Genomic DNA, 26548 nt, shown 5'->3' on the forward strand with positions numbered 1-26548 from the left:
CGGGGGCTGTGGTTGGGCGCGCCCACGCGGCGGAGCCGCACATGAAGCACAGTCCCGCGCCCCTTACGGGCGCGGGGACCCCGTCCTAGCCGCTGCCCGGAGTGACCAGGCCGGTTTCGTAGGCGAGGACGACGGCCTGGGCGCGGCTGCCGATGTCCAGCTTGGCCATCGTGCGGTTGAGGTGCGTCTTGACGGTCGACTCGCTGATCACCAGGGCCTCGGCGATCTCGGGGTTGGACAGCCCGCCTGCCACCAGGCGGAGCACATCCAGCTCCCGTCCGGTGAGCACGTCGAGCGTCTCGGGCGGCGGGGTGGCGGGGCCGGACTGCGGGGCGTACGCCTCGATGAGGCGGCGGGTGACGCTCGGCGAGAAGAGGGTGTCCCCCTCCGCTACGGCGGCGATGGCGGCCAGCAGCCGCTGCGGACCGGTGTCCTTGAGCAGGAAGCCGCAGGCCCCGGCGCGCAGCGCCGCGTAGACGTACTCGTCCAGATCGAAGGTGGTCAGCACCAGGATGCGGGGACGAGGCTCCGGGCTCGCCGACAGGATCCGCTCGGTCGCGGTGATACCGCTGGTGCCGGGCATCCGGATGTCCATGAGGATGACGTCGGGCCGCTGTTCGGCGGCGAGTTGGACCGCCTCGTCCCCGTCGGACGCCTCGCCGACGACCTCCATGTCCGGTGCGGCACGCAACAGAGCGGCGACGCCCGCCCTGATGAGTACCTGATCATCGACGACGAGCACCCTGGTCGTCACCGTGTGTTTCCCCTCTGGCCGTCAGACGGGGAGGATCAGCTGCACCTCGAATCCACCGCTCGCCCGTGGCCCGGCGTGCAGCCGGCCCCCGTAGATCCTGGCGCGCTCCCGCATCCCAATCAAGCCGTGCCCGCCCGGAGGGGGCGAGCCGGCACCCGGCGGTACGGGGTTCCGGGTACGAGAGCCGTCGGCGCCGCCCGCGCTGGTACGGCCGTCGTCGGAGACCGTCACGGTCAGCTGCCGGGGCTCGTAGGCGACGGTGACGGCCGCCTGGGCGGGGTAGGCGTGCTTGAGCACATTGGTGAGCGCTTCCTGGACGACGCGGTAGGCGCACTGGCCGGCGCCGGGCGCGAGGGGGCGGGGCTCGCCGCTGACGGTGAACTGTACGGGCACGCCTGCGCCGCGTACCCGTTCGGCCAGTTCCGGCAGCTGGTCGAGCCCGGGTGCGGGGCCGAACTCCGCCTGGTCCTCGGTTCCCTTGACGAGCTGCGGGCCGCCGTCTCCTGGCCGGTCGCCGCCCTCCACCCGCAACACGGCCAGCAGGCGGCGGAGTTCGGCCAGTGCCTCCCCGGAGGTGTCGGCTATGGTGCCGAGCGCGCCGCGCGCGGTCTGCGGGTCGGTGTCGAAGACGTAGCCCGCCAGTCCCGCCTGCACGGATATCACCGACATGTGGTGCGCCACCACGTCGTGCAGTTCGCGGGCGATCCGGACCCGCTCCTCGGCGACGGCACGCCGCTCGGCCCCCGCCCGTTCGCGGCGCAGCTGGCCGGTCAGCCGGGCCAGCTCCACATTGCGCTGCGCCGACTTGCGCGCCAGATAGCCGAAGCCGCAGATGACGCTGGTGTAGAGCACGCTCTGGCCCAGCACGGTGGCCCAGGAGCTCTCCTCGCCCGTCGTCCCGGCGAAGTTCCAGACCGCCGCCAGCAGCAGCGCGCACAGCACCGCCTCACGCAGCGGGCGCATGGACGCGACGGTGTAGAGCGCGAGGAGGGGACCGAGGGTGTTGACGACGGGCCAGTAGTCGAGCGCGACATACACCGTCCATACCGCGAAGACGCCCAGGCTCAGCGCGAACGGGATGCGCCTGCGGGCGACAAGCGGCAGGTTCACCGCGCAGGTCAGCGCCACGCCCAGGCCGTCAAGACCCGACCAGCCCGCCGGGACGCGGTCGTTGCCCAACAGCAGGCTGACGGCAGTGATGGCGAGCGCGATGGCGCTGTCGTACGCCCAGGCCGGCACGCGCTCAGCTCTGTGGCGCAGTCGGGTCCAGACCGTCGTGCTCCGCATCGTCGCAGCGTAGCCATCTGCCGACGGAGCCCTCATCCACCGGACGCGCTGTGTAGCGCGCCCGCCGTCTACCGCTGTGGTACCACTCCGGCGGTCGGCTACCGCAGAAGGACAGCTTCCACTTACCGCCGTACGGTGATGACCGGCGGGCGGGGACGGCGTAACTTCAGTTCTCGGGAAGAGCGCCACGCCCCGGGGGACGGGGGGCGGGCCACGGGCCGGGGGAAACCGTGACCGCAGACAACAGCCTCAGGGCGTGGCGCTGTTCGACGCTGCGGAGTGCCCACTGAGCATCAGCACCACAGTGATGAGCAACAGCAGCAGTGCGAGAGCCGCCACGACGACGGTCAGGGCGCGGCCGATCCGTCGCCGCTGCCACTCCTCGCGAAGGCGCATGGACCCACCTCCCCTGGACTCCGGGCCGGACCTCCGGCCTCGGATCGCACACAAGTACCTCGGAATCACGTTCCTCAAGGCACTGTAGTGCCGCCGAGCGGCGCGCAGGGGGCGGGGTCGTGCCAGGGTTCAGGGGACGACGCGGAAGTGGGTCGTCAGCCTGCCCTCGTCGTCGTGGACGTGGAAGGCGAGCACCGGCGGCAGTTCGTAGTCGATGGGCCCGCCCTCCTCACCCTCCCAGGGCATCTTCAGGGTGGAGACCACGCCGGGCGCCGCCACCAGTGGCAGCCCCGCGAAGGTGGTGACCGCCGGGGTGTGGCTGTGCCCGCACAGCAGCCCCGCCACATTGCCGTGCCTGCGGACGACCTCGGCAAGCCGCTCCTCGCCGAACTGCCGGATGGGGTCGACGTACTGACCGTGCAGCGGGACCGGCGGGTGGTGGAAGCAGACGAAGGCGGGCTTGTCGCCCGGCGCTCCGGCCAGCGCCTGGTCGAGCCAGGTGAGGGTGGCGTCGTCGAGATAGCCGTGCCCCTTGCCGGGCACGCTGGAGTCGCACATCAGGAATGTGGCACCCAGCAACTGGTGCGCCTGGTTGACCGGTGAGACATCGGATGCCTCGCCGTTCAGCAGCACGGAGCGGTAGGGGCCGCGTGCGTCGTGGTTGCCGGGGCAGATCAGTGGAAGCACCCCGTGGTCGGCGAAGAGCTTCGCCGCCAGGGTGTATTCGGATTCCTCGCCGTGGTCGGCGATGTCCCCGGTGAGCAGTACGGCATCGAGTTCGCCGGGCAGGCCGGCAAGGTAGGCGAGCACCCGCTCGGTGCGCTCGCGGGCGCGTGCCCCGCCGTCGCCCCGGTCCTGGCCGAGGTGAATATCGCTGAACTGCGCGAAGGCGAACATGCGTTGGTTCCTCGCTTGTCGTGTGGCTCGCTTACCGTCTGAGCCGCTTGTCGTGTGGCTCGCTTGTCGTGTGGCTCCGGCGCCGGGTCACTCCTCCGGATCCGGGGTGGTACTCAGCTCTTCCAGTGGACGGCGAAGGCGCGTGCCGGGTTGTCCACGAAGAGCCGCCGGGCCGTCTCCGGGCCCAGCTCGCGGGTGACGCGTGACCGCAGTACGCGGGTCACAAACGGCACCCCGGTCTCGGCACGGGCCGTCGCGGTGACCGTGTCCCCGCCCAGCAGCAACTGGTCGCCATAGCCCTGCTCCAACAGGTCGGCCAGACTGTCGAAAAGGCGCCAGTCAGTGGCGTGATGAGTGCGCGACGGTCCATCGAAAACGAGCCACGCCCCGGAACGTGCCGCCTCGCGCTGCATCCGCACATCCGGGCAGCGTCCCAGATGCCCCAACAGCACGCTGGAGGGCGGCACTTCCTGCTGCTCGCACAGGAAGGCCAGTACGTCCGCCGCGCCGGTGCCCTGTTCCAGGTGCACGGCGATGGGTGCACCGGTGGCATGGTGCGCCTCGGCTGCGGCTGCCATCGTCCGCTGCGCATAAGGGCCGAGCCCGTGGAAGTCGCCCGCAACCTTGATCAGCCCCGCCCGGGGCTGCTCGCCGCAGACGCCACCGCGTATCCCGCGGGTCAGCTCCTGGACGAACAGCTTTGCCGGATCGGACGGCGGCTCCTCGGTGTAGTGCTGGGCCTGGTGCAGCCCCGTCGCAGCCACCAGCCGTGTTCCTGTGCGCCGGGCGAGTTCCACCAGTGCTCCGGATTGGCGGCCCAGTCCGTAGGGCGTCCACTGCACGAGGCTTCGTCCGCCGTGCTCGGCGAACCCTCGCAACTGCTGCTCGGCCGCTTCGGTGTCGGCCAGTTCTTCGCCGGGCAGCCGGGGGCTGCGCAGGAACAGATGGTCGTGGGCGTCACACACTCCCAGCTCCGGGCCGGGGAGATCGCCCTCGACGGTGCGAACGGCAGGGGCCGCTCCCCCGTCCTCCCGCGTCACGAGAGGGACCCGGGTTCGGCCGCGTGGGCGTCCAGCAGCCGCAGCAGGCCGTCGGTCGCTTCGTGGAACGGTCCGGGGTCCCCGGCGGAGCGGGCGAGCACATAGCCGCCCTGGACGACGGCGACGATCGTGGCAGCCGTACCGGCGGGGTCGAAGGCCGGCCCGAACTCGCCGTTCGCCCGCCCCTCCTCGAGCACTTCGGTCAGGCGAGCGCGCAGCCAGTCGAAGGTCTCCCGCAGGTGGGTGCGGAGTGCGGGGTCCGCGATCACGTCCGGGTCCTGGGCGAGCCCGCCGATCCGGCAGCCGCGCAGCACCGAGCGTTCCCGCCCCAGATAGGCACGGACACGCTCCCGGGCGCTCCCCTGGCGCGAGAGGTCCGCGTCGGCTGTGGCACGCATCTCCTCCGCGCTCTTGCGCACCGCGGCCTGCGCCAGGTCGGGCTTGCCGCCGAAGTGGTGGTACATGCTGCCCTGGCCTGCTCCGGCCCGCTGTTGGATGGCCCGGGGGCTCGTGCCCACGTAACCGCGCTCCCAAAGGAGCTCCTGGGTGGCCTCGATCAGCTTGTTGGCCGTGTCAGTACCGCTCATAATCCCACTGTACATACCAGTAGGTACATGAATCCAGCAGCTCCGCCGCCCCTCGGTAACGCCGCTGCCGGGCCCCCGACAGCGTGCGCTGTGCGGGAGCCCGGCAGCAGTGTGCGCTCGGGGAGGGCAGACGGTGCGGCTCAGAGGTCGAGACCGGTGAGCACCATGACGCGCTCGTAGGTGTAGTCCTCCATCGCGAACCGCACACCCTCCCGGCCCACACCGGAGTCCTTGACACCGCCGTAGGGCATCTGGTCGGCACGGTAGGACGGAACGTCGCCGACGACGACACCGCCGACCTCCAGCCCGCGGTGTGCACGGAAGGCGGCCTGCACGTCGTGGGTGAACAGACCGGCCTGCAGGCCGTACCGGGAGTCGTTGACGGCCGCGAACGCCTCCTGCTCGCCGTTCACCTTCACGAACGACATGACGGGCCCGAAGACCTCCTCGCAGCCGATCTGGGTGTGGGCAGGGACGTTCTCCAGCACCGTCGGCTCCACCGTCGCACCGTCGCGCTTGCCACCCGTGAGCACCTTGGCGCCGGCCGCGACGGCCTCGCCGATCCAGGACTCGACGCGGCGCGCCGCGTCCTCGCTCACCAGCGGGCCCACATCGGTGGACTCGTCGGAGGGGTCACCGGTGTTGAGCGCTTCGACAGCCGCCACGACCTTGGGGACCAGCCGGTCGTAGACCGAGGCATCCGCGACGACCCGCTGCACGGAGATGCAGGACTGGCCCGCCTGGTAGTTGGAGAAGGTGGCGATCCGCTGGGCCGCCCAGTCCAGGTCGGCCTCGGAGGAGTAGTCGGCCAGCACCACAGCCGCGCCGTTGCCGCCCAGCTCCAGGGTGACGCGCTTGCGGGGCGCGGAGTCCAGGATGGACCAGCCGACCGGAGCCGAGCCGGTGAAGGAGATGATCGGCAGCCGCTCGTCCTGCACCAGCCCCGGCATCTGGTCGTTCGGCACCGGCAGCACCGACCACGAGCCCGCCGGCAGGTCCGTCTCGGCCAGCAGTTCGCCCAGGATCAGCCCGGACAGCGGGGTGGCGGGCGCGGGCTTGAGGATGATCGGGGTGCCGACCGCGAGCGCCGGGGCGACCTTGTGGGCGCACAGGTTGAGGGGGAAGTTGAACGGCGCGATACCCAGAACCGGGCCGTAGGGGAAGCGGCGGGTGAAGGCGAGCCTGCCGGTGCCTCCTGCGTCCGAGTCGAGGCGCTGGGCCTCGCCCCCGTTGAACCGGCGGGCCTCCTCGCTCGCCCAGCGGAAGACGGAGACGCAGCGGCCGACCTCACCGCGCGCCCACTTCATGGGCTTGCCGTTCTCCGCCGAGATCAGCTGGGCGATCTCCTCCGTACGCTCCACGAGGCGGCGCGTGACATGGTCGAGCGCCGCGGCGCGGACGTGCGCGGGGGTGGCGGAGAACTCGTCGGCGACCGCGGCGGCAGCAGCCACGGCCTCCTCCACCTGCTCGGACGTGGGGATGCTGACGGTGCCGACGTTCCTGCCGTCCCAGGGCGAGGTGACGTCGAGCGTGCTGTCGCCGGTGGCCTTACGGCCGGCGAGCCAGAATGCGTGAGGAGAAGTCGCTGTCGTCACTGCGGATCGCCTTCCGGATACGGGAGAGTGGCTCGGTTCCAGCGCCAACGTTAGGGCGTCGAAGCCCTTCCGCTTCTTTGCCGGGGTGTAGCACTTGCACGGCGCCGTGCTACGAATTGTCGCTGTACGGCTTGTCCCCGTACGCCCGGGACGCGATTCCTCCGCGGGGTGCTGTCCGTTGCCGCGCCGTGCGTGCCGGGACCTGCCCTGTCGTGCGCGCTTGTCCCCTACGGGGTCTCAGCTGGTGGCCTTGAGAGCCAGCCACAGCTCCATGCGCACGTCCGGGTCGTCGAGGGAGCGGCCCAGGATCTCCTCCACCCGGCGCATGCGGTACCGCAGCGTGTGACGGTGCACACCGAGCTCGGCGGCGGCAGCGTCCCACTGGCCGTGCCGGGACAGCCAGGCCCGCAGCGAGGCCACCAGGTCGCCCCTGCCGTTCGCGTCGTGCTCCCGCAGGGCACGCAGCAGTCCGTCGGCGAAGGCGCGGACAGCGTCGTCGGCCAGCAGCGGCAGTACCGACCCGGCCGCGACATCCTCGTGCTCCACGAGGGCCACTCCGCGCCGTCTGGCGACGGACAGCGCCTGGTCGGCCTGCTTGAAGGCGACGGCAGCCGCGGACAGCCCCACGGGCGCGGAGACGCCTATCGCCAGCCCCTCCTCGCCGCCCCCACCGGGGCGTCGGCCGGGCTGCGCGGCGGACGCCGTCGAGCCGAACTCGGCGCACGCGGCCGCCGCTGCGCCACCGTCCGAGGCGAGCACCACCAGCCGCGCCCCGTCGGGCACCACGAGCACCGCCTCACCGTTGCGCGCGGCTGCGGTCTCTATCGCGTCGGCCAGTTCTTCCAACGGCCAGACGATCCGGCCCAGCCGTCCCGTGTCGGTGCCCTCGGCCTGCGGACCGCTGCCCGCGCCGACCACCACACCGGAGGTCGCCGACGCCCCGGAGGTGACAGCTGAGACGGAGGGGACGGTGGCGGACGACTGCGGTGCGGAGGTCTGCGTGGCCGACGACTTCGCGGCCGGCGACTGCGGCCCGGAGGACTTCGCAGCGGGCTGCTTCACCGCGGACGACTTGGCGGACGGCTTCCCGGCAGACGGTTTGCCGGACAGCCTCGGCCCGGCTGGCGTCCCGGCCTCCAGGGAAGCGGTGACGGTTGCCGGCCCGCCGGTCGTCGCGGCGAGGTCGGCCAGCCCGCACGGCTCGCCCGCACGGGCCAGATAGCCGCTGCGCGGCTGCGGCGAGGGGCGCGCACCGGCCGCGGCAGGCACCGAGGGCGCCCCGGACGCCTGCGCTGCCTGGGCCGTATGCACCGCGGTGATGCCCTCCTGCGCGAAGCGCGCCGCCGCGGCCGAGGCCGGTTCGGCGACGATCACCCGCATCGGGGCGTCCAGCAGTCCGCCGTAGAGCTGTCCGGCCACGGCACGCGCGTGGTCGCCCTCGCCGACGAGCAGCATCTTGAGCACCGCAGCGCCCAGCCGCTGCTCGGCCTCCTGCAGCGCCCGTGAGCGCTCCATGGTGAGAGTCAGCAGGGCGATGGCCGAGTTCACGGCGTACCGCTCGGCCGTACCGAGCGGTGCTGCCGTACCGACCGCCAGCACCGCCTTGGCGCGTCTGCCGCTGCCGATCGACTGGAGTTCCACCCGGTCGTCCCCGGCATCCGCCTCGCTGACCACCGCGCTGGCGGGCGCGGGCCGGTCCCGCAGCCGCTCGGCGTCGGCGACGAAACGGGCTGCCCTGCGCACCGCCCAGGCCGGAGCCGTGGCGACGACCGAGCCGGAGGCGTCGTAGAGCGCGGCCCACCCGTCGACCTGCGAGGCCAGCCGGGCGAGCAACGCGGAGGGGCCCTCACGGGAGAGCGCGGCTCGGGTCATCTCACGCTGCGCGTCGAACCCGGCGGTCACCGCGCGGTACTGCTCGGCGGCGATGTCCGCGGAGACCGCTTTGCTGATCGCGATGAAGGGGGTACGTCTGGGGACCTCGAGCAGCGGGAGATCCGCTTCCCGGCAGGCGTCGACGAGGGCCTGCGGCACGCCCTCGTAGTTGACGGCCGACGCGAAACCGAGCCCAGTCACGCCCTTGCTGACCAGCTTCTCCACATAGGCGCGCATCGCCTCGGGGTCGTCCGCGTCCAGCTTGAGGCCCGTGAAGAGGATGAGCTCCCCACCGTCCATGTACGGCGTCGGGTCGGCAAGCTCGCTGGCGTGCGCCCAGCGCACGACGGCGTCCAGCCGGTCGTGCCCGGCGAGCACGGAGAGGCGGAGCGCGGAGTTCTGGACAAGCGCGGCAAGAGTCGGTGGCATAACGCACTTCACGGTACAGCCGTCGGCGCGTATTCGGTCCCTCAGATATGGGGGACCGTTCCGACGGCGCATGTGCCCGCCGGCCCTGGTGGACCAGCCCCGGCCGGCTCCCGAGGCGACGGCTCCCGAGGCAACGGCTCTCGGCACGCCGGCTCCGGGCCGGGGTCACTCCCCCAGCTTTGTCAGGATCGGCGGCGTACGCTCCCCGCGCACCGTGGTCACGGAGAGCACCGCGTGCTCCGGCTGCAGTTCGTTGGCCAGATCGGAGGCCGACCAGCGCTCCCGCTGCTCGCTGCGTACGGTCACCGACTCGGCTGTCACATGCTTGCCGGTCGCCAGTCGCCGCACCGCGTGCAGGACACGGGTGACGGGCTCGTCCGAGACCAGCTGCCGGTTGGTGACCGTGCGGGTCTGTACCCATTCGGTGCCCCACACCTCGGCGAACCGCTCGGCGTCCCACGGTGTGACCCCGGCGCACACCATCCGGCAGCCCACGGCGCCCAGCAGCGGACCGCGGAGCGGCTCGGGTACGTCGTCCAGCGCCCGCAGCGTCAGCAGTACGCCGGCGTGCACCGAGCGCAGCCGCTGGAGGCCGCGCAGTGCCTGCGGAGTGACGGTCTGGGCGGCGTCGTCCAGCACCAGGCAGGCGAACAGCGACTGGTCCGCGCGCGCGACCGCACACTCGGTGAACTGCGCCAGAATCAGCCGGGCCAGAATGCGCGACGCCTCCGCGTGGCCCCGCTCCGGGAGATCGATCCGGACCCGCAGCGGATGTTCGAGCGCCCGCAGCGAGAACGGACGCCGCCCCTCCGCCTTGGGGCTGCCCTCCGGCAGGAAGAAATCGGCGAACGCGGGCCTGTCCAGCAGCGCGATCCGGTCCGCCAACAGCGCTGCGACATCCCCCGCCCGCCCGGACTGGCGCTCGAAGGCGTCGAGCTCGCGGAGCTGGCTCTGCTGCCCGTCGGCGCGCAGCGCTTCCCGCAGCGCATCGAGGGCTCCGGGAGCACCGTCCAGCAGCTCGCGCAGCTCGGGAACGGTGGGGAAACGGCCGTGCACCACGGCGAACGGGCCGATCAGCTGGGCCAGCGACGTCGCAGCACGCCGGCTGTCGCCCCCTGGCAGCGTCGCCGCCAGGTCCCCCACCAGCGCCTCGGCGAGCATTCCGGCGGCCTCGTCCGGGTCACTCGTACCGCCGTAGGGGTCCAGATCGTGGGTGGAGCCGGGGTGCCCGAGCCGGATGACGAGGTCGAACGACTCGTCGGGCACGAAGTGCGAGCCCGCCGGGCTCACCGCGATCACGGCTGCCTGTCCGGCCAGCGCCTGGAGACAGAGCGACTCCACCACCGGGCGGGCCAGCTTGCTCGTCTTACCCGTCCCCGGCGGCCCCACAGCCAGCGCCGACGTACCCAGAAGGGAGGGCTCCAGCGCGACGCCCGCGCCCCGGTACTCGTGCGGATTGCGCTCGGTGTCGGCCGCCCTGCCGATACGGACCTGGCGCAGCGACAGATCGTGCCGAGCAGCCCGCACCGTCAGGTCCCGGGCGCCCGACGGATGCCCGCACGCGGCCGCGCCTTCCGTGAGGACGCCTGCAACGAATGCCTCCAGCCGCTGCGGCCTCGCCCGCACCGTCTGCCACGCCCGGTCGATCCGGGCATGGTCGACATCCGTCATCCTCCCGGCCTGCAACTCCTCCGCCAGCTTCTCCGCCGCCTCACCCGCTCCCCCGGCCCGCAGCTCCGGCCACTGGACGGGGTCGAGGTGCGGCGGAGGCGCGGGGGTCGGCGCCTGCGCGGGGGCTGCCGCCACCCCGTCCGGTACGAACCCGCCCGACCGCCGGCCACCCTCGCCCTTCATCCGCGCCCAGACCCGACGGGCGAGCTCGTCCCAGCGGCCGACGCGGCCGAAGAAGATGGCGAGGCCGATGAACACTCCTGTGGAATAGATCCAGTCGGCCACAGCGAAAAGCATGCTGCCCGACTCCCTCCATGATTTGGGAGTCAACGCAAGCAAGGGCCACAGCCAGTAGTCGCCCAAATAGCCATTATCCAGCAGCGACCACAACAACCACCCCATCAGGAACGAGATAAGAGCTCCGCTGACCAGTTGCCGGGCCGGGATGCGGTCGGGGTCGTCCGGGGGGCGCGGTGTGTAGCCGCAGCGCCAGATGCCCGGCGCGGCCTCCGGGCGGGGCAGCCGCAGCCAGTCGGCCAGCGGGGGGCCGGCCTGGGGAGCGCTCGGCGGCATGGGCGGCGGTGCTGCCTCCACTCCGCGCGCGGCGGGAATGCTGCCGCTCCCGCCGGGCGGTGGCGGCAAGGGGGTGGACGGCGTGGAGGGCGCGGGCGGCGCCGGGGGATGGCTGGTCGGGGTGGGGGCAGTGTGGTGCGTGCTGCCTGTGCCCTGCTTCCGGTGGGGAAGCCCCATGTCCATGTGCTGCCTCAGCTCCCTGACGCCCCGACGTGTCGGCCCTGCCGGGCCGACACCCTCCTGCACCCAATCTAGCGGCCGACCATGTCAGTTGGCCCGTGGTCGCGGTCCGGTCCTCCGGGACGACCGGAAACAGGGGCGCCATGGGGCGCGTGAGGATGGCGGGAAGGTAAGCCACATGGCCACAGGCAGGCCCCAGGCAAGCCACAGGGCACAGGCCACAGCGCCACAAGGTGGACGTGCCCCGCCGGACGGGTACCCGGGCGCCTATATCCGTAGTGGCCAACACGCGGGTGGCACTTCTCCGGAGCGGTGCATGTGTCGTCCGCGCGCGTGCCCCTAGCCTGCGAAGTGCCAGACCCCCGTTCCTCCCGAGGAGTGCGCTATGACCGGAAAGACAGAACTGTCCGGAGGGCCTGCCCTCCCCCAGGAGCGGCGGGTCGTCACCGCCGTCCCCGGGCCCAAGTCGCAGGAGCTGATGGCCCGCAAGCAGGCATCGGTCGCCCACGGCATCGGGACGGTGCTGCCGGTCTTCGCACGGCGGGCCGGCGGCGGCGTCCTGGAGGACGTGGACGGCAACTCGTTCATCGACTTCGGCTCCGGCATCGCCGTGACCTCCGTCGGCAACAGCGCGGAGGCAGTGGTACGCCGAGCGACCGAGCAGCTCAACGACTTCACCCACACCTGTGCGATGGTCGTCCCCTACGAGCCGTACGTGCAGGTCTGTGAGGAGCTGGCCAAGGTCACGCCGGGCGACCACGACAAGAAGAGCGCGCTGTTCAACTCGGGCGCCGAGGCCGTGGAGAACGCCGTCAAGATCGCTCGAGCGCACACCGGACGCCAGGCGGTCGTGGTCTTCGACCACGGCTACCACGGCCGCACCAACCTGACGATGGCGCTCACCTCGAAGAACATGCCGTACAAGCACAGCTTCGGCCCGTTCGCCCCCGAGGTGTACCGCGTCCCGGTCGCCTACCCCTACCGCTGGCTGACCGGCCCGGAGAACTGCGCCGAGGAGGCCGCGGCCCAGGCGATCGACCAGATCACCAAGCAGATCGGGCCGGACAACGTCGCGGCCATCATCATCGAACCGGTGCTGGGCGAGGGCGGGTTCATCGTCCCGGCCAAGGGCTTTCTGCCGCGGATCCAGCAGTTCGCGCGGGACAACGGAATCGTCTTCGTCGCGGACGAGATCCAGTCCGGCTTCTGCCGTACGGGCCAGTGGTTCGCCTGCGAGGACGAGGGTCTCGTCCCGGACCTGATCACCACCGCGAAGGGTATCGCGGGCGGTCTGCCGCTCGCCGCCGTCACCGGCCGGGCCGACATCATGGACTCCGCGCACAGCGGCGGCCTGGGCGGCACCTACGGCGGCAACCCGGTGGCCTGCGCAGCGGCGCTCGGCTCCATCGAGACGATGCGTGAGCTGGACCTGCCCGCCAAGGCCCGGCGCATCGAGGAGATCATGAAGCCGCGGCTGGAGAAGCTGGCGGAGAAGTCCGACATCATCGGCGACGTGCGCGGCCGGGGCGCCATGCTCGCCATCGAACTGGTGAAGCCGGGTGGCAAGGAGCCCAACCCGGAGGCCACCGCGGCGCTCGCCAAGGCGTGCCACCAGCAGGGCCTGCTCGTCCTGACGACCGGCACCTACGGCAACGTCGTGCGCTTCCTGCCGCCGCTGGTCATCGGCGAGGAGCTGCTCAACGAGGGCCTCGACGTCCTGGAAGAGGCCATCACCGGTCTGTGACCCTCCGAGAGCACGACGGGGCTCTGGCGAGCTCTTTCCACGCGAGTGCGGGCGTTCCGGCGCCCGCACTTTCGCGTTCCGGGGCCTGTAGCGTGGGGTCGCGACAGGGGGCGCGCACACCGCCCGAGCGCGGTCCCAGGTGGGCGGTGACCAGCATGGGAGCGGTACCGGTGAAGAATGTGTGCGGGGCCGATGTTCGGTACGTAATGCGCCTGTCGGGCCCCCTCCGGCTGCCGTACGGTTTCCTCAGTTGCCGGGAAATACGGAGGGCCACCTCCAGCGTCCCGGCCCGAGCCGGTCTCTCCCCAAGACAGGCCCGGTCGTGCCCTCGCGCACGTTCCTCACCGATCGGATAGCCGCTTGTCCCACACCCCCCGGGACCCGCGGAAACCCGGTCGACGCGGCCGCCCCGGAACTGTCCCCCCGGTTCCCGGGCGGCCGGCCACGTCCACGACCGGTTCCGTACGCGTCACGCCCCGTTCTGCGCCCACACTGTGGGCCTGCTTGCTGTGCGGTCTCGTCCTGGTGCTGACCATCTGGCAGGTGCTCACCAGGGGCATGCTGATCGGCTGGGACGAGGATCTGGGTACGGACATGCGTCGTGCGGCACCGCCCCGGGCGCTCGCCGAGGCGCTGTCGGACCTGGGCAACATGGAGGTGGCTCTGCCGATCCTGGCCGCCGCGATGGCACTCTCCCTGCTGCGCCGGCGGGGCCGCGGTCGGCGGCCGGTGCTCTGTTATGCGGTGGCCATGGGGCTGATGGCGCCGCTGGTGACGGGCTTGAAGGTGTGGACGGACCGCACCGGCCCGCTGGGCGGGGAGGGTTACTTCCCGTCGGGGCATGCGGCCACCACGGCGGTGGCGCTCGGCGGTGCGCTGCTGCTCCTCTGCGGTGGGCTCTCCCGCGCTGCCGGGTCACCGGCGTGGATGCTCGTCACCGCAATCGTCGCCGTACTCGTCACCGGCAACGGGCTCGGCCTGGTGTGGCGGGGGTACCACTGGCCGTTGGACGTGGTGGCGGGCTGGTGCCTCGGCGTGCTGCTGCTGTCCGCGGCCTGGGCCGCCGCCACCGGCCGCCGTACACCCGCCGAATGACCACGCGTCAACACGTCAGACAAGTCAGCACGTCGGCCGCTCGGCCGCTCGGCTGGTCAGCTGTCGAAGCCCATCCCCACCTTGTCCATCGCCTTCAGCCACAGGTTGCGCCGTCCGGCCTGGGCGTCGGAGCGGGCCAGCGACCATTGGGTGAGGCCGATCCCGGCCCAGCGCACCGGCTCCGGGGGGAAGGGGAGCGGCTTCTTGCGCACCATCTCCAGCGCGGTGCGTTCCGTCCGTTCGCCCGCGAGCAGGTCGAGCATGACCTCGGCGCCGAAGCGGCTGGCACCGACACCCAGCCCGGTGAAGCCGGCCGCGTAGCTGACGCGGCCGTCCATGGCGGTGCCGAAGAAGGGGGAGAAGCGGGAGCAGGTGTCGATGACGCCGCCCCAGTTGTGACTGAAGCGGAGCCCCTCCAACTGCGGGAAGCAGCGGAAGAAGTGCCGGGCGAGCTTGGCGAAGGTCTCGGGACGCTGGTGGTAGTCGCGGGAGATGCGGCTGCCGTAGTGGTAGAGGACGTCGTAGCCGCCCCACAGAATGCGGTTGTCGGCGGTGATGCGGAAGTAGTGGAAGTGGTTGGCGCTGTCGCTGAGCCCTTGGCGGTTGTGCCAGCCGATCGCGGCCCGCTGCTCCTCGCTGAGCGGCTCCGTCATCAGGGCGTAGTCGTAGACGGGGGCGATGTAGTGCCGCACCCGGCGCAGCAGGGACGGGAAGGCGTTGGTGCCGAGGGCGATGTGCCGGGCGTACACCCGGCCGTACGGGGTGGCGACGGCGATCTCGGAGCCGCGGGTGCCCAGCCGGGTGGCCAGGGTGTGCTCGTAGATGCGTACGCCGGCCTGTTCGCAGGCGCGCTTGAGGCCCCAGGCGAGCCGTGCGGGGTTGACCATGGCCACGCCCGTACGGTCCCAGAGCCCGGCCAGAAAGGTCGGGGAGTCGGCTTCGGCGCGCACCGCGTCGCGGTCCAGCAGCGTCAGCCCCTCGCCCACGCCGAGGTCTCGGGCCTGCTGCGCCCACTCCTCCAGCTCGGCCACCTGGTGGGGTTCGGTGGCCACGGCGATCTCACCGGTGCGTTCGAAGTCGCAGTCGATGCCGTAGCGGGCGACGACTTCCTCGATGGCGTCCAGGTTCCGCAGGCCCAGCCGTTCGAGCTCCGCGAGTTCGTCCGGCCAGCGGGAGCGGCCGTTGCCGAAGCCGTGGGTGAGCGAGGCGGCGCAGAAGCCGCCGTTGCGCCCCGAGGCGGCCCAGCCGACCTCCTCGCCCTCGACGAGCACCACATCGCGCCCGGGATCGCGCTCCTTGGCTACGAGCGCGGTCCACAGTCCGCTGTAGCCGCCTCCTACGACGAGCAGGTCGCAGCTTTCGTCACCGACGAGCGCCGGGCAGGCCGCGGGGCGGTGGTCGGGGTCGTCCAGCCAGAAGGGGCTCGGCCGGGCGTCGGCGAGGGAGCGGAGGGCAGCATCGGAGGCCACAACATCGCTCACGGTTATCGGCTCCTTGTTGCACACGGTTGTACGAGGGGTACTCGGATGTACGCGGATGTATGCAGACGAACGCAGTTGTACGCGGATGACCCGGGGAATGCGGGCGTACAAGTACGGGGGAATGACAGCGGCGGCAGAGGGATCCCGCCCGCGCTCAGGACTTCTTGCGGCGGTTGGCCGCGATCTGCCCTCCCAGCACGATGGCGAGCGCCAGCACGAACATCGCCGAGCCGATCACATTGACCTGCACCGGCACCCCGCGCTGCGCCGCGCCCCAGACGAACATGGGGAAGGTCAGCGTCGAGGGGCCCGCGTTGAACTGGGTGATGATGAAGTCGTCGAACGACAGGGCGAAGCTGAGCATGGCGCCGGCGGCTATGCCTGGCGCCGCCAGCGGCAGCGTCACCCGCCAGAACGTCTGGAAGGGCCCGGCATACAGATCACGTGCGGCCTCTTCGAGTCGGGGATCCATGCTCATCACGCGCGCTTTGACGGCGACCACGACAAAGCTCAGACAGAACATGACGTGCGCGATCAGGATCGTCACGAACCCGAACTGAATGCGCGTGTTGAGAAAGAGCGTGCCGAGCGAGGCGCCCATCACGACCTCGGGCATGGCCATCGGGAGGAAGATCAGCGCGTTGGTGGTGCTCTTGCCCCGGAAGCGGTAGCGGGCCAGCGCGAAGGCCGCGAACGTACCGAACGCCGTGGCGATCAGCGTGGACAGCACCGCGATCCGGAGGCTGAGTCCCAGCGATCCGCACATGTCCGCGACGCCGCAGGGGTCGGTCCAGGCGTCGGTCGAGAACGCGCGCCAGGCGTAGTTGAACCGGCCGGCGGGCTTGTTGAAGGAGAACAGCAGGACGACCAGGTTGGGCACCAGCAGATACGCCAGGGCCAGGCACCCCATCAGCACGACGGCGTTCCTGCGCAGCCAGCGCACCGGCGAGCCCAGCGAGCGGGAGCGGGAGGGGGATTGGGCGGTGGTGGACATCAGACCAGCTCCTCCGTTCCCGCCTTGCGCATATAGACACTGACCATGATCAGGATGAGCGCCATCAGGATGAAGGACATCGCTGCCGCCGTCGGGTAGTCGAGGACGTTGAGGAACTGCTTCTGGATGGCGTTGCCGACCATCTGCTCGTTGGGCGAGCCCAGCAGCTGGGCGTTGATGTAGTCGCCGGACGCCGGGATGAAGGTGAGCAGCGTGCCGGCCACCACGCCGGGCAGCGAGAGCGGGAAGGTCACCTTCCGGAACGCCGTCGCGGGCTTGGCGTACAGATCGCGGGCGGCCTCGAGCAGCGAGGTGTCGATCCGTTCCAGCGAGCTGTAGAGCGGCAGGATCATGAACGGGAGGAAGTTGTAGGTCAGGCCGCAGACCACCGCCAGCGGAGTGGCCAGCACGCGCTCGTCTCCGGTCAGCCCCAGCCAGCTGGTCACATCGAGGATGTGCAGGGAGCTGAGGACGCCGACCACCGGGCCGCCGTCGGAGAGGATCGTCTTCCAGGCCAGGGTGCGGATGAGGAAGCTGGTGAAGAACGGGGCGATCACCATCACCAGCAGAAGGTTGCGCCACCGGCCGGCGCGTACGGCGATCATGTAGGCGAGCGGGTAGCCGATGAGCAGGCACAACGCCGTCGCGACGGCCGCGTATCCGAACGAGCGGACGAAGTGTTCGCCGTAGGTCCCCAGCGCTTCGGTGTAGTTCGAGAACTGCCAGGTGACGCGGAAGCCCTCCTCCAGCGAGCCGCTCTGCACGGAGGTGGACGCCTGGTAGAAGAGCGGGGCGACGAAGAAGACGGCGAGCCAGAGCCCGGCGGGCAGCAGCAGCCAGTACGGCGTCAGCCTGCGGCGCTCCCGTCCGGCGCCCTGGCCGGTGGCCGCGCCGTCAGGGGACGTCCCCGTGCCGGGAGCCGCGTCGGACGACGCGGGCCCCGAGGGCGAGAGAGGGGCTACGGCTGTCATACGGCCTCCTCGCCCGCCGCCGCGTCCTGGGCCGCGTCCAGCGCGAAGGTGTGCGCCGGCCGCCAGTGCAGTACGACATGGGAGCCCGGCGTGAGCCTGCTGTCGCGTGCCACGTTCTGCTCGTAGACGGTGAGTCCGGTGCCGGTCGGGGTCTCGACGAGGTACTGCCAGGAGACTCCCAGATAGCTGGCGTCCGTGATGCGGCCGGTGAGCCGGTTGTGGTCCTCGGGAACGCCCTGGGGGACGGTGTCCGCTTCGTCGGTGTGGGTGAGGGAGATCTTCTCCGGCCGCACGCCGACCAGCACCTTTGTGCCCGCGTCGACTTCATCGACGGCGCAGCGGGCGGTCGGCAGCCGCAGGGTGGCGTCGGTGCCCACCACCTGGACCCGTACCTGAGCCGGTTCGGCGGCGTCCTGCGCGACCACCTCCGCCTCGATCAGGTTCGAGGTGCCCAGGAAGTTGGCGACGAACGTCGAGCGGGGGTTCTCGTACAGCTCGGCGGGCGGCCCCAGCTGTTCGACGCGCCCGCCGTACATCACCGCGACGCTGTCGGCCATCGTCATGGCTTCTTCCTGGTCGTGGGTGACGTGCACGAAGGTGATGCCGACCTCGGTCTGGATGCGCTTGAGTTCGAGCTGCATCTGGCGACGCAGCTTGAGGTCGAGGGCGCCCAGCGGCTCGTCGAGGAGGAGCACCTGGGGACGGTTGATCAGCGCGCGGGCGAGGGCGACGCGCTGCTGCTGGCCGCCGGAGAGCTGGCGTGGCTTGCGGCGGGCCATGTCGCCCAGCTGGACGAGGTCGAGCATTTCCTCGACCTGCTTGCGCACCGATTTCACCCCGCGGCGGCGCAGCCCGAAGGCGATGTTCTCGGTGACGTCCAGATGTGGGAAGAGTGCGTAGTTCTGGAAGACGGTGTTGACGGGGCGCTTGTGGGGCGGGAGATGAGTGATGTCGTCGTCACCCAGCAGAATGCTGCCGGAGGTCGGTTCCTCCAGCCCCGCGATCATGCGCAGCGTGGTCGTTTTGCCGCAGCCGGAGGCGCCCAGCAGGGCGAAGAACGAGCCCTCGGGGATGGTGAGATCGAGCGGATGGACGGCGGTGAAGTCGCCGAAGGTCTTGGCTATACCGGAAAGAGTGATGGTCATGGCCGGTCCTCGGGGAGGCGGGCCGGTCCCACAGTCGAGGGGAACGGGCCCGGCGGGCAGGGACGCGGGCGGCTCAGGCCCCGATGAGCTTGGAGAACTTCTCCTCGTACCGTGCTTCTTCCTTGGCGCTCATCGGCCGGAAGTTCTTGCCCTTGGCGATCATCCGCTCGTCCGGGAAGATCAGCGGAGCCTCGGCCAGCTCCTTGTCGATCTTCTCCATCTCGGCCTTGGCGCCGGAGACCGGGCAGATGTAGTTCACCCACGCGGCCAGCTCGGCGGCCACCTTGGGCTGGTAGTAGTAGTCGATCAGCGCCTCGGCGTTGCTGCGGTGCCGGGCCTTGGCGGGTACAAGCAGGTCGTCCGTACCGAAGAGGTAGCCGCGCTCGGGGACGGCGAACTCGACATCGGGGTTGTCGAGCTGGAGCTGCACCACGTCACCTGCCCAGGCCAGACAGGCGGCGATGTCGCCGGAGTTGAGCTCGTCCATGTAGTCGTTGCCGCTGAAGCGGCGGAGCTGTTTGCGGTCGACGGCCTTCTGGATACGGGCGATGGCCGCGTTGAAGTCGTCCTCCGAGAAGCGCTCGGAGTCGACCCCCATGTCGAGCATGGTCAGCCCGATGGTGTCGGTCATCTCCGTCAGCATGGATATCCGGCCCTTGAGGGACTCGTCCTCCAGCAGCTGCGTGACGCTGGTGACCTTCTTCCCCTTGGTGGCCTTCTTGTTGTACGCGACGATGCAGGCCGTGCCCGCCCACGGGTAGCTGTACTGCCGCCCGGGATCGTGCGCCGCGGCGCGGAAGCGGTCTTCGAGATTGGTGACGGCGTGCGGCAGGTTGGCCGGGTCCAGGCGTTGCGCCCAGCCCTGCCGGATGACGCGGCCGGCCATCCAGTCGGACAGACACACCAGGTCACGGCCGGTGTCCTGGCCTGCTGCGAGCTGCGGCTTGATCTTGCCGTAGAACTCGTTGTTGTCGTTGATGTCCTCGACGTACTTGACCTTGATGCCGCTCTCGCGTTCGAAGCGGTCGAGCGTGGGGCGCTTCTTCTTGTTCTTCTCGTCGACGTCGATGTAGAGCGGCCAGTTGGCGAAGTTGAGGACCTTCTCCGCTCGGGAGTGGTCGGGGGTGTCCTCGGGGGCCTCGCCGCCCTTGCTGCCGGCCGCGGGCGGGATTCCGCAGGCGGCGAGGGCGGAGCCGGCCGCGGTGAGGGACGCGGCGCGCAGCAGCCTGCGCCGCGACATCGCGGCGCGGCCAGTGGTCAGACCGCGTTCCCACGCCTTGGCGACGGGCTCCGGCAGTCCTTCGTACAGGTCCATGGGGGACCGCCTTCCTGGAAGGAGAACGGGGAAGGGGTGCGGGGGTGGGGGGGTTGTGCGGAGGAGGGGACGGGGGTACGGCGGGGTCGTACGTACGGGCCCTCAGCGGTCGCCGAAGACCGTGCGATGCCAGTCCTTGCGCACGACACCGGTCGTCTCCGACATGACGTGCTTGATCTGCGTGTACTCCTCGAAGGAATAGGCGGACATGTCCTTGCCGTAGCCGGACGCCTTGTAGCCGCCGTGCGGCATCTCGCTGATGATCGGGATGTGGTCGTTGAGCCATACGCACCCGGCCTGGAGCTCCCGCGCTGCGCGTCCGGTCCGGAAGACGGAGCGGCTCCAGGCGGAGGCGGCGAGTCCGTAGGGGGTGTCGTTGGCCAGCGCGATGCCCTCGTCGTCGGTGTCGAAGGGCAGGACGACGAGGACGGGGCCGAAGATCTCCTGCTGGACGACCTCGCTGTCCTGCGGCGCGTCGGTGATGAGCGTCGGCCGGTAGTACGCGCCCTTGGCGAGCTCTCCGCCGGGTACCTGACCACCGGTGACGACGGTGGCGTAGGAGCGGGCCCGGTCCACGAAGCCGGCCACCCGGTCGCGCTGCGCATGGGAGATCAGCGGCCCCAGGTCCGTCCCGTCGGCGAACGGGTCACCGACGCGCACCCCGTCCATCAGGTCGGAGACGGCCCGCACGAACGCGTCGTAGAGCGGACGCTGGACATAGGCGCGGGTCGCTGCGGTGCAGTCCTGGCCGGTGTTGATCAGCGCGCCCGCGACCGCGCCGTGTGCCGCGGCCTCCAGGTCGGCGTCGTCGAACACCAGGAAGGGGGCCTTGCCGCCCAGTTCGAGGTGGAGGCGCTTGGCGGGCCGGGAAGCGGTGGTGGCGATCTCGGCCACCCGCCTGCCGACGGCGGTGGAGCCGGTGAACGAGGTCATGGCGACGCTTGGGTGGGCGACCAGCGCCTCGCCCGCGTCCCGGCCTGCTCCCGTGACGATGTTGATGACGCCGGCCGGGATGCCTGCCTCGTGCGCGGCCTGCGCGAACATCAGTGAGGTCAAGGGGGTGAGCTCGGAGGGCTTGAGGACGATGGTGTTGCCGGCCGCCACGGCCGGGAGGATCTTCCAGGCCGCCATCTGGAGCGGGTAGTTCCATGGGGCGATGGAGCCGATGACGCCGAGCGGTTCGCGGCGGACGGCCGAGGTGTGCTCGCCGCTGTACTCGGCTGCCGCGGCGCCGGTGAGGTGGCGTGCAGCGCCCGCGAAGAAGGCGACGTTGTCGAAGGAGCCGGGCACATCGAACTCGGCGGAGAGCTTGAGCGGCTTGCCGCACTGGAGCGACTCGGCGTACACGAACTCGTCCGTCAGCTCCGTCAGCCGGGCCGCCCAGCTGTGCATGGCCTCGGAGCGCTCGGCGGGGGTGGCACCCGCCCAGCCGGGGAGGGCTTCGTCGGCCGCGCGGACGGCGGTGTCGACGTCGGCGGCGCTCGCCAGCTCGAAGGCGTAGATCTCCTCGCCGGTCGCGGGGTCCACGACCGCGTGCGAGCGGCCCGAGGTGCCGGGCCCGAGCCTGCCCGCGACGTACTGGGCGCCCGCGGCGAACCGTTCGGACACATCGAAGCGCTGGACCATCGGGACTCCTGACCACTACGGCATGCGGCGTACTGCGGCAGCCTCAGGGCACGGTCGTCCGATTCGGCGCCGTAGCCCAGGCCGCTGTTGACAGCCGATCCTGGCAGGGGTTCCACCATCCAACAAGGGATTCCGTAGTTATCTTTTGATTACGCCACGGAATCGATACCCCGGCGCGGATTTCGCCTCACGATGGGAGAGCCCTGCGCGGCACGACGGAAGATCCCCTGTGCGGCACGACGGGCGTACCTGTGCGGCACACACGAAGGGGCGGCCCTCCCACATCCGCGGGAGGGCCGCCCTTATGTCAACTGTCGTGCACCGAGGATGCGTTCAGTCGGCCGGCAGGACCGGAACGTGCGAGCTCTGGGCGTTGTAGGAGTCACCGCTGTCGCCGCCCGAGCCGCTTCCGGAGTCGTCCGACCAGACCGTCAGACTGAGGACCAGCAACGTGCTGACGATCACCGAAAGCACCAGCCCGACGATGCCGAGGACGAATCCGGCCGTCGCCTGTCCGCTGCCGCCCAGCTCCCCACGCCCCACTCCGCGCCGGGCGCTGACGCCCAGGCACAGCGCGACGACGGAGGAGAACACCGCGAGGAAGCTGCCCCAGCAGGTGACGACCAGCACCACGCTGGCGATGCCCACCACCATGGCCGCCACGGACTTGCCGACCGGCGGAGGCGGCCCCTGCCATCTGTATCCGTACGGCGCGTACGCCCCGGCACCGTAGCCGCCGTAGCCACTGTGACCGCCGTACCCGGCCTGGCCGCCCTGCGGGCCGTATCCGGGTGGTGGCTGTGCGCCGTAGGGGCGGCCCGGCCCGTCCGGCGCCGGCGGTATCGGGGGCGGCATCTCGCCCCCCGGGTCGTTGCCGTTCCCCCAGCTCGCCTGCCCGGGCGCTCCGGCAGGCGGCAGCTGCCCTGCCCCCTTGTCCATCGCGTCCCCTCTCCTCTGCTCCCGTTTCCTCCCGTTCCCTGCCCTTCATGCTATGCGCAGCTCCGGCACCGCTCCCGGCGGCGGACGCCTACGATGATCCGGACCCGCAACTCAGCCGGAGGCCCTCTTGTCCCACCCTTCCGACCTGGCCGCCTTCATCGCAGGACTGCCCAAGGCCGAGCTGCACGTGCACCACGTCGGCTCCGCCTCGCCCCGGATCGTGGCCGAGCTCGCCGCCCGGCATCCGGAGGCAGGGGTACCCACCGACCCCGAAGCGCTTTCCGAATACTTCACGTTCACCGACTTCGCGCACTTCATCCAGGTCTATCTGTCAGTGGTGGACCTCATCAGGGACGCCGAGGACGTGCGTCTGCTGACGTACGAGATCGCCCGGGACATGGCGCGGCAGTCGATCCGGTACGCGGAACTGACCGTCACTCCCTACAGCTCCGTGAGCCGCGGCATTCCGGACGGCGCCTTCCTGGAGGCCATCGAGGACGCCCGCCGGGCCGCCGAGCGGGAGCTGGGCGTGGTGCTGCGCTGGACGTTCGACATCCCCGGCGAGGCGGGTCTCGCGGCGGCGGAGGAGACCACCAGGATCGCCACCGAGATGGCACCGGACGGGCTGGTCTCCTTCGGTCTGGGCGGACCCGAGATCGGAGTACCCCGGCCGCAGTTCAAGCCGTACTTCGACCGTGCGCTGGCCGCCGGGCTGCACAGCGTCCCGCACGCGGGAGAGACCACGGGCCCGGAGACCATCTGGGACGCGCTCACCTCGCTGCGTGCCGAACGCATCGGCCACGGCACCAGCGCCGTCCAGGACCCCCGGCTGCTGGAGCACCTGGCCGAGCGCGGCATCCCGCTGGAGGTCTGCCCCACCTCGAACATCGCGACCCGGGCCGTGGAGACGCTGGAGGGCCATCCCCTCAGCGAGATGGTCAAGGCGGGCGTCCTGGTCACCGTCAACAGCGACGACCCGCCGATGTTCGGCACCGACCTGAACACCGAGTACGGCATCGCGGCCCGGCTGCTGGGCCTGGACGCGCCCGGCGTCGCGACGCTCGCCAGGAACGCGGTGAAGGTCTCCTTCCTGGACGAGGCGGGCAAGACCCGGCTGTGCGAGGAGATCGACACCTACCTGGCCGACTGGCAGCGCCCCAGGTGACCGCCGGCGCGGCCGGGACGGCAGCACCGTCCGGTCCCCCGCGCGGCAGACCGGCCGCGGTGGCGCACCGGGGCGCACCCTTCGCCGCGCGCGAGAACACCTTGCCCTCGTTCCGCGCCGCCGTGGCCGCCGGCGCCGATGCCGTGGAGCTGGACGTACGGCTCACCCGGGACGGAGTTCCCGTCGTGCTGCACGACCGCACGCTGGAGCGGCTGTGGGGGCATGACACCGCCGTCTCCGCGCTCACCCACGAGCGGCTGACCACCCTCGCGGGAGGCGTGCCCTCGCTCGCCGACACGCTGGCGGTCACGCGTTCCGTCCGTACGCTGATCGATCTGCCCGACCCCGCGGCTGCCCGGGCCACGGTCGCGGCGGTGCGCGCGGCGGACGCCGCGGAGCGCGTCTACTACTGCGGCGGCGCGGAGGCGATGCGGCGGGTGCGGGCCGCGGAGCCGGGCGCCGAGGTGGCGCTCACCTGGGAGCGCGCGGCGCCGGTGCGGCCGACCCTGCTCCACGAGCTGCAACCCCGCTGGCTCAACTACGGTTTCGGGCTGCTCACCCCGGAACTGGTCGCCCGTGCACACGCCGACGGACGGCTGGTCTCCGCGTGGACGGTCGACCGGGTACGCACCATGCGCCGGCTCGCCGCCATGGGCGTCGACGCACTCACCACCAACCACATCGCCCGGCTGGTGAGCGCCCTGGAATCGCCGCCCGGCCGCCGGAGTTGGGGCAGGGCTGTTACATGAAGTGGCTTACGGCGGGCATCAGTGAGTGATTGGCTCGTCTGAGCTCGTCTACGCACTGGTGAATGGAAACCGCCATGATCATTTTTGGTACCAGCAGCAAGCTGGTGCAGCTGGCCATGCTGAACCTGCTCTGCGGCTTCTGTGGCAACCCGGCCGCGCACGCACTGCGTAAGCGCGTGACGAAGTTCTCGCTCTTCTTCATCCCGCTCTTCCCGATCGCACCTGCGAAGCACTCGCTGCAGTGCACCTTCTGCGGGGCGCAGTCCGAGGTGTCCAAGGAAAACGCGGAACAGATGCTGGCCCAGGGCCAGGGCGCGCCCCCGGCCGGGCAGCCGGCGCCGGGGCAGGGCATGGGCGGCGTCCCGCAGCAGCCGGGCGCGCAGAGCGGGAACCCCTTCGCGGGCCAACAGCCGCAGAACCCGTACCAGTCCTGAGGCAAGGGCTCGTGCCCGTACGACGGGGCCCGCATCCCGGGTGGGATGCGGGCCCCGATCCGTATCTGCTCTCAGCGAGGGAGTCGGCTCACAGCGCCGTCATCACGTGCTTGACGCGCGTGTAGTCCTCCAGGCCGTAGGTGGACAGATCCTTGCCGTAGCCGGACTTCTTGAAGCCGCCGTGCGGCATCTCGGCGACGAGCGGGATGTGGGTGTTGATCCACACGCAGCCGAAGTCCAGCGCCTTGGACAACCGCATGGCGGTGCCGTGGCTGGTCGTCCACACCGATGACGCCAGCGCGTACTCCACGTCGTTGGCCCACTCGACCGCCTGCGCCTCGTCGGTGAACTTCTGGACGGTGATCACCGGGCCGAAGACCTCGTTCTGGATGATCTCGTCGTCCTGCTTGAGCCCGGAGACGACGGTGGGCGCGTAGAAGTAGCCCTTGTCGCCGACCCGCTCGCCGCCCGCCTCGACCTTGGCGTGTGCCGGAAGGCGGTTGATGAAGCCCTCGACCTTCTCCAGGTGGGTGGGGTTGTTCAGCGGGCCGTAGAAGCAGTCCTCGTCGCTGAGGTCACCGGTCTTGACCTCGGCGGCGGCCTTGGCGAGCGCCTGCACGAACTCCTCGTAGACGCCTTCCTGGACGAGCACCCGGGTGGCCGCCGTACAGTCCTGCCCGGCGTTGAAGAAGCCGCCGTCCCTGATGCCCTCGACGGCTGCCGGGATGTCGGCGTCGTCGAACACCACGCAGGGGGCCTTGCCGCCCAGCTCCAGGTGGACGCGCTTGAGGTCCTTGGCGCCGCTGGCCGCGACCTCCATGCCCGCCCGGACCGACCCGGTGATCGAGGCCATCGCCGGGGTCTTGTGCTCGACGAGCAGCCGGCCGGTGTCCCGGTCGCCGCACACCACGTTGAAGACACCCTTGGGCAGGATCTCGCCCATCACCTCGGCCATGAAGACAGTGGAGGCCGGGGTGGTGTCCGACGGCTTGAGCACGACGGTGTTGCCCGCCGCCAGGGCCGGGGCGAACTTCCACACGGCCATCATGGCCGGGTAGTTCCACGGCGCGACCTGGGCGCACACCCCGATCGGCTCGCGCCGTACGAAGGAGGTCAGGCCCTCCATGTACTCGCCGGCCGACTTGCCGTCCAGCATCCGGGCCGCACCCGCGAAGAAGCGGATCTGGTCCAGCATCATCGGCAGCTCTTCCTGCCGGGTCAGCTCCAGCGGCTTGCCGCAGTTCTCGCACTCGGCGGCCAGCAGCTCGTCGGCGCGTGCCTCCAGGGCATCGGCGATCTTGAGGATGGCCTGCTGCCGGGTGCCGGGCGTGGCGTCCCGCCAGGCGGGGAAGGCGGCCTCGGCCGCAGCCATCGCGGCGTCGACGTCGGCGGCGCCGGACAGCGGTGCCGTGGCGTACGCCTCACCCGTCGCCGGGTTGACCACCTTGGTGGTCCGGCCGTCAGCGGCGTCCCTGAACTCCCCGTCGATGTAGTTGCGCAGTCGACGCAGCTCGGTGGTCACTTCGCACCCCTCCTGCTTCGTTGTCCATTGGGTGAGACTGCCACCCTAACCGGGCGAGCAACGTTTTCGATACGCCTGACGTCGCCG

22 protein-coding genes are annotated in these 26548 nt (G+C 70.9%); 5 read left to right on the plus strand and 17 right to left on the minus strand.

What is annotated here, in order from left to right; translation table 11 throughout:
* Positions 1–85: 85 nt before the first annotated feature.
* The 9 genes from ACTWP9_RS05780 to ACTWP9_RS05820 all read right to left on the minus strand — a co-directional run bounded on the left by ACTWP9_RS05780 (position 86) and on the right by ACTWP9_RS05820 (position 11284).
* Positions 86–754 carry a response regulator gene (locus ACTWP9_RS05780; protein ID WP_443244893.1) on the minus strand — a complete coding sequence of 223 codons (669 nt, stop codon included), beginning with the start codon at positions 752–754 and terminating at the stop codon, positions 86–88.
* Positions 755–775: 21 nt separating this feature from the next.
* The gene (locus ACTWP9_RS05785; RefSeq protein WP_443244894.1) at positions 776–2041 is read right to left on the minus strand and encodes a sensor histidine kinase; all 1266 of its coding nucleotides are present in this window, start codon (positions 2039–2041) and stop codon (positions 776–778) included.
* A 249-nt stretch (positions 2042–2290) separates the two neighbouring features.
* Positions 2291–2437 (minus strand): hypothetical protein, encoded by a 147-nt coding sequence (locus ACTWP9_RS05790; RefSeq protein WP_443244895.1) that lies wholly within the window; start codon positions 2435–2437, stop codon positions 2291–2293.
* Between the two features lie 129 nt (positions 2438–2566).
* The gene (locus ACTWP9_RS05795; protein WP_443244896.1) at positions 2567–3334 is read right to left on the minus strand and encodes a metallophosphoesterase; all 768 of its coding nucleotides are present in this window, start codon (positions 3332–3334) and stop codon (positions 2567–2569) included.
* A gap of 113 nt (positions 3335–3447) precedes the next feature.
* Complete coding sequence (locus ACTWP9_RS05800) at positions 3448–4374, minus strand: phosphotriesterase family protein (protein ID WP_443244897.1); 927 nt, start codon at positions 4372–4374, stop codon at positions 3448–3450.
* The gene (locus ACTWP9_RS05805; protein WP_443244898.1) at positions 4371–4961 is read right to left on the minus strand and encodes a TetR/AcrR family transcriptional regulator; all 591 of its coding nucleotides are present in this window, start codon (positions 4959–4961) and stop codon (positions 4371–4373) included. Before ACTWP9_RS05805 ends, ACTWP9_RS05800 begins: the two co-directional genes overlap by 4 nt.
* A gap of 140 nt (positions 4962–5101) precedes the next feature.
* A complete protein-coding gene (locus ACTWP9_RS05810; protein ID WP_443244899.1) occupies positions 5102–6556 on the minus strand; it encodes an aldehyde dehydrogenase family protein in 1455 nt (484 codons plus the stop codon).
* 237 nt (positions 6557–6793) lie between these two features.
* The gene (locus ACTWP9_RS05815; RefSeq protein WP_443244900.1) at positions 6794–8857 is read right to left on the minus strand and encodes a PucR family transcriptional regulator ligand-binding domain-containing protein; all 2064 of its coding nucleotides are present in this window, start codon (positions 8855–8857) and stop codon (positions 6794–6796) included.
* A 165-nt stretch (positions 8858–9022) separates the two neighbouring features.
* Positions 9023–11284 (minus strand): ATP-binding protein, encoded by a 2262-nt coding sequence (locus tag ACTWP9_RS05820; protein WP_443244901.1) that lies wholly within the window; start codon positions 11282–11284, stop codon positions 9023–9025.
* A gap of 382 nt (positions 11285–11666) precedes the next feature.
* On the opposite strand from ACTWP9_RS05820, the gene gabT reads away from it, so the two are divergent.
* Positions 11667–13025 (plus strand): 4-aminobutyrate--2-oxoglutarate transaminase, encoded by a 1359-nt coding sequence (gene gabT / locus ACTWP9_RS05825; RefSeq protein ID WP_443244902.1) that lies wholly within the window; start codon positions 11667–11669, stop codon positions 13023–13025.
* A gap of 504 nt (positions 13026–13529) precedes the next feature.
* A complete protein-coding gene (locus tag ACTWP9_RS05830) occupies positions 13530–14120 on the plus strand; it encodes a phosphatase PAP2 family protein (protein WP_443244903.1) in 591 nt (196 codons plus the stop codon).
* A 56-nt stretch (positions 14121–14176) separates the two neighbouring features.
* Here the strand turns inward: ACTWP9_RS05830 and ACTWP9_RS05835 are convergent, their stop codons facing one another.
* From ACTWP9_RS05835 to ACTWP9_RS05865, 7 genes are all read right to left on the minus strand, one after another.
* On the minus strand, positions 14177–15601 hold the full coding sequence (locus tag ACTWP9_RS05835) for an NAD(P)/FAD-dependent oxidoreductase (protein ID WP_443244904.1): 1425 nt from the start codon (positions 15599–15601) through the stop codon (positions 14177–14179).
* 154 nt (positions 15602–15755) lie between these two features.
* Complete coding sequence (locus ACTWP9_RS05840) at positions 15756–16595, minus strand: ABC transporter permease (protein ID WP_443244905.1); 840 nt, start codon at positions 16593–16595, stop codon at positions 15756–15758.
* On the minus strand, positions 16595–17566 hold the full coding sequence (locus tag ACTWP9_RS05845; RefSeq protein WP_443244906.1) for an ABC transporter permease: 972 nt from the start codon (positions 17564–17566) through the stop codon (positions 16595–16597). The genes ACTWP9_RS05840 and ACTWP9_RS05845 overlap by 1 nt, the downstream gene beginning before the upstream one ends.
* Positions 17563–18711 carry an ABC transporter ATP-binding protein gene (locus ACTWP9_RS05850; RefSeq protein ID WP_443244907.1) on the minus strand — a complete coding sequence of 383 codons (1149 nt, stop codon included), beginning with the start codon at positions 18709–18711 and terminating at the stop codon, positions 17563–17565. The genes ACTWP9_RS05845 and ACTWP9_RS05850 overlap by 4 nt, the downstream gene beginning before the upstream one ends.
* Before the next feature lie 73 nt (positions 18712–18784).
* Positions 18785–20026 (minus strand): ABC transporter substrate-binding protein, encoded by a 1242-nt coding sequence (locus ACTWP9_RS05855; protein WP_443244908.1) that lies wholly within the window; start codon positions 20024–20026, stop codon positions 18785–18787.
* Positions 20027–20128: 102 nt separating this feature from the next.
* Positions 20129–21652: a gamma-aminobutyraldehyde dehydrogenase gene (locus tag ACTWP9_RS05860; protein WP_443244909.1), complete on the minus strand. Its 1524-nt coding sequence runs from the start codon at positions 21650–21652 to the stop codon at positions 20129–20131.
* Between the two features lie 333 nt (positions 21653–21985).
* Complete coding sequence (locus ACTWP9_RS05865) at positions 21986–22591, minus strand: DUF4190 domain-containing protein (protein WP_443244910.1); 606 nt, start codon at positions 22589–22591, stop codon at positions 21986–21988.
* 127 nt (positions 22592–22718) lie between these two features.
* Between ACTWP9_RS05865 and ACTWP9_RS05870 the strand changes: the two genes are divergently transcribed.
* From ACTWP9_RS05870 to ACTWP9_RS05880, 3 genes are all read left to right on the plus strand, one after another.
* Positions 22719–23756, plus strand: coding sequence for an adenosine deaminase (locus ACTWP9_RS05870; RefSeq protein WP_443244911.1), 1038 nt, complete (start codon positions 22719–22721; stop codon positions 23754–23756).
* Positions 23753–24505 (plus strand): glycerophosphodiester phosphodiesterase, encoded by a 753-nt coding sequence (locus tag ACTWP9_RS05875; protein WP_443244912.1) that lies wholly within the window; start codon positions 23753–23755, stop codon positions 24503–24505. Before ACTWP9_RS05870 ends, ACTWP9_RS05875 begins: the two co-directional genes overlap by 4 nt.
* Positions 24506–24579: 74 nt before the next feature.
* The gene (locus ACTWP9_RS05880; RefSeq protein WP_443244913.1) at positions 24580–24939 is read left to right on the plus strand and encodes a zinc-ribbon domain-containing protein; all 360 of its coding nucleotides are present in this window, start codon (positions 24580–24582) and stop codon (positions 24937–24939) included.
* 88 nt (positions 24940–25027) lie between these two features.
* Here ACTWP9_RS05880 and ACTWP9_RS05885 read toward each other — a convergent pair whose 3' ends face one another.
* Positions 25028–26461 carry a gamma-aminobutyraldehyde dehydrogenase gene (locus ACTWP9_RS05885; RefSeq protein ID WP_443244914.1) on the minus strand — a complete coding sequence of 478 codons (1434 nt, stop codon included), beginning with the start codon at positions 26459–26461 and terminating at the stop codon, positions 25028–25030.
* Positions 26462–26548 lie beyond the last annotated feature (87 nt).

The sequence above is a fragment of the Streptomyces sp. 3N207 genome (assembly GCF_052246355.1).
Lineage (GTDB): Bacteria > Actinomycetota > Actinomycetes > Streptomycetales > Streptomycetaceae > Streptomyces.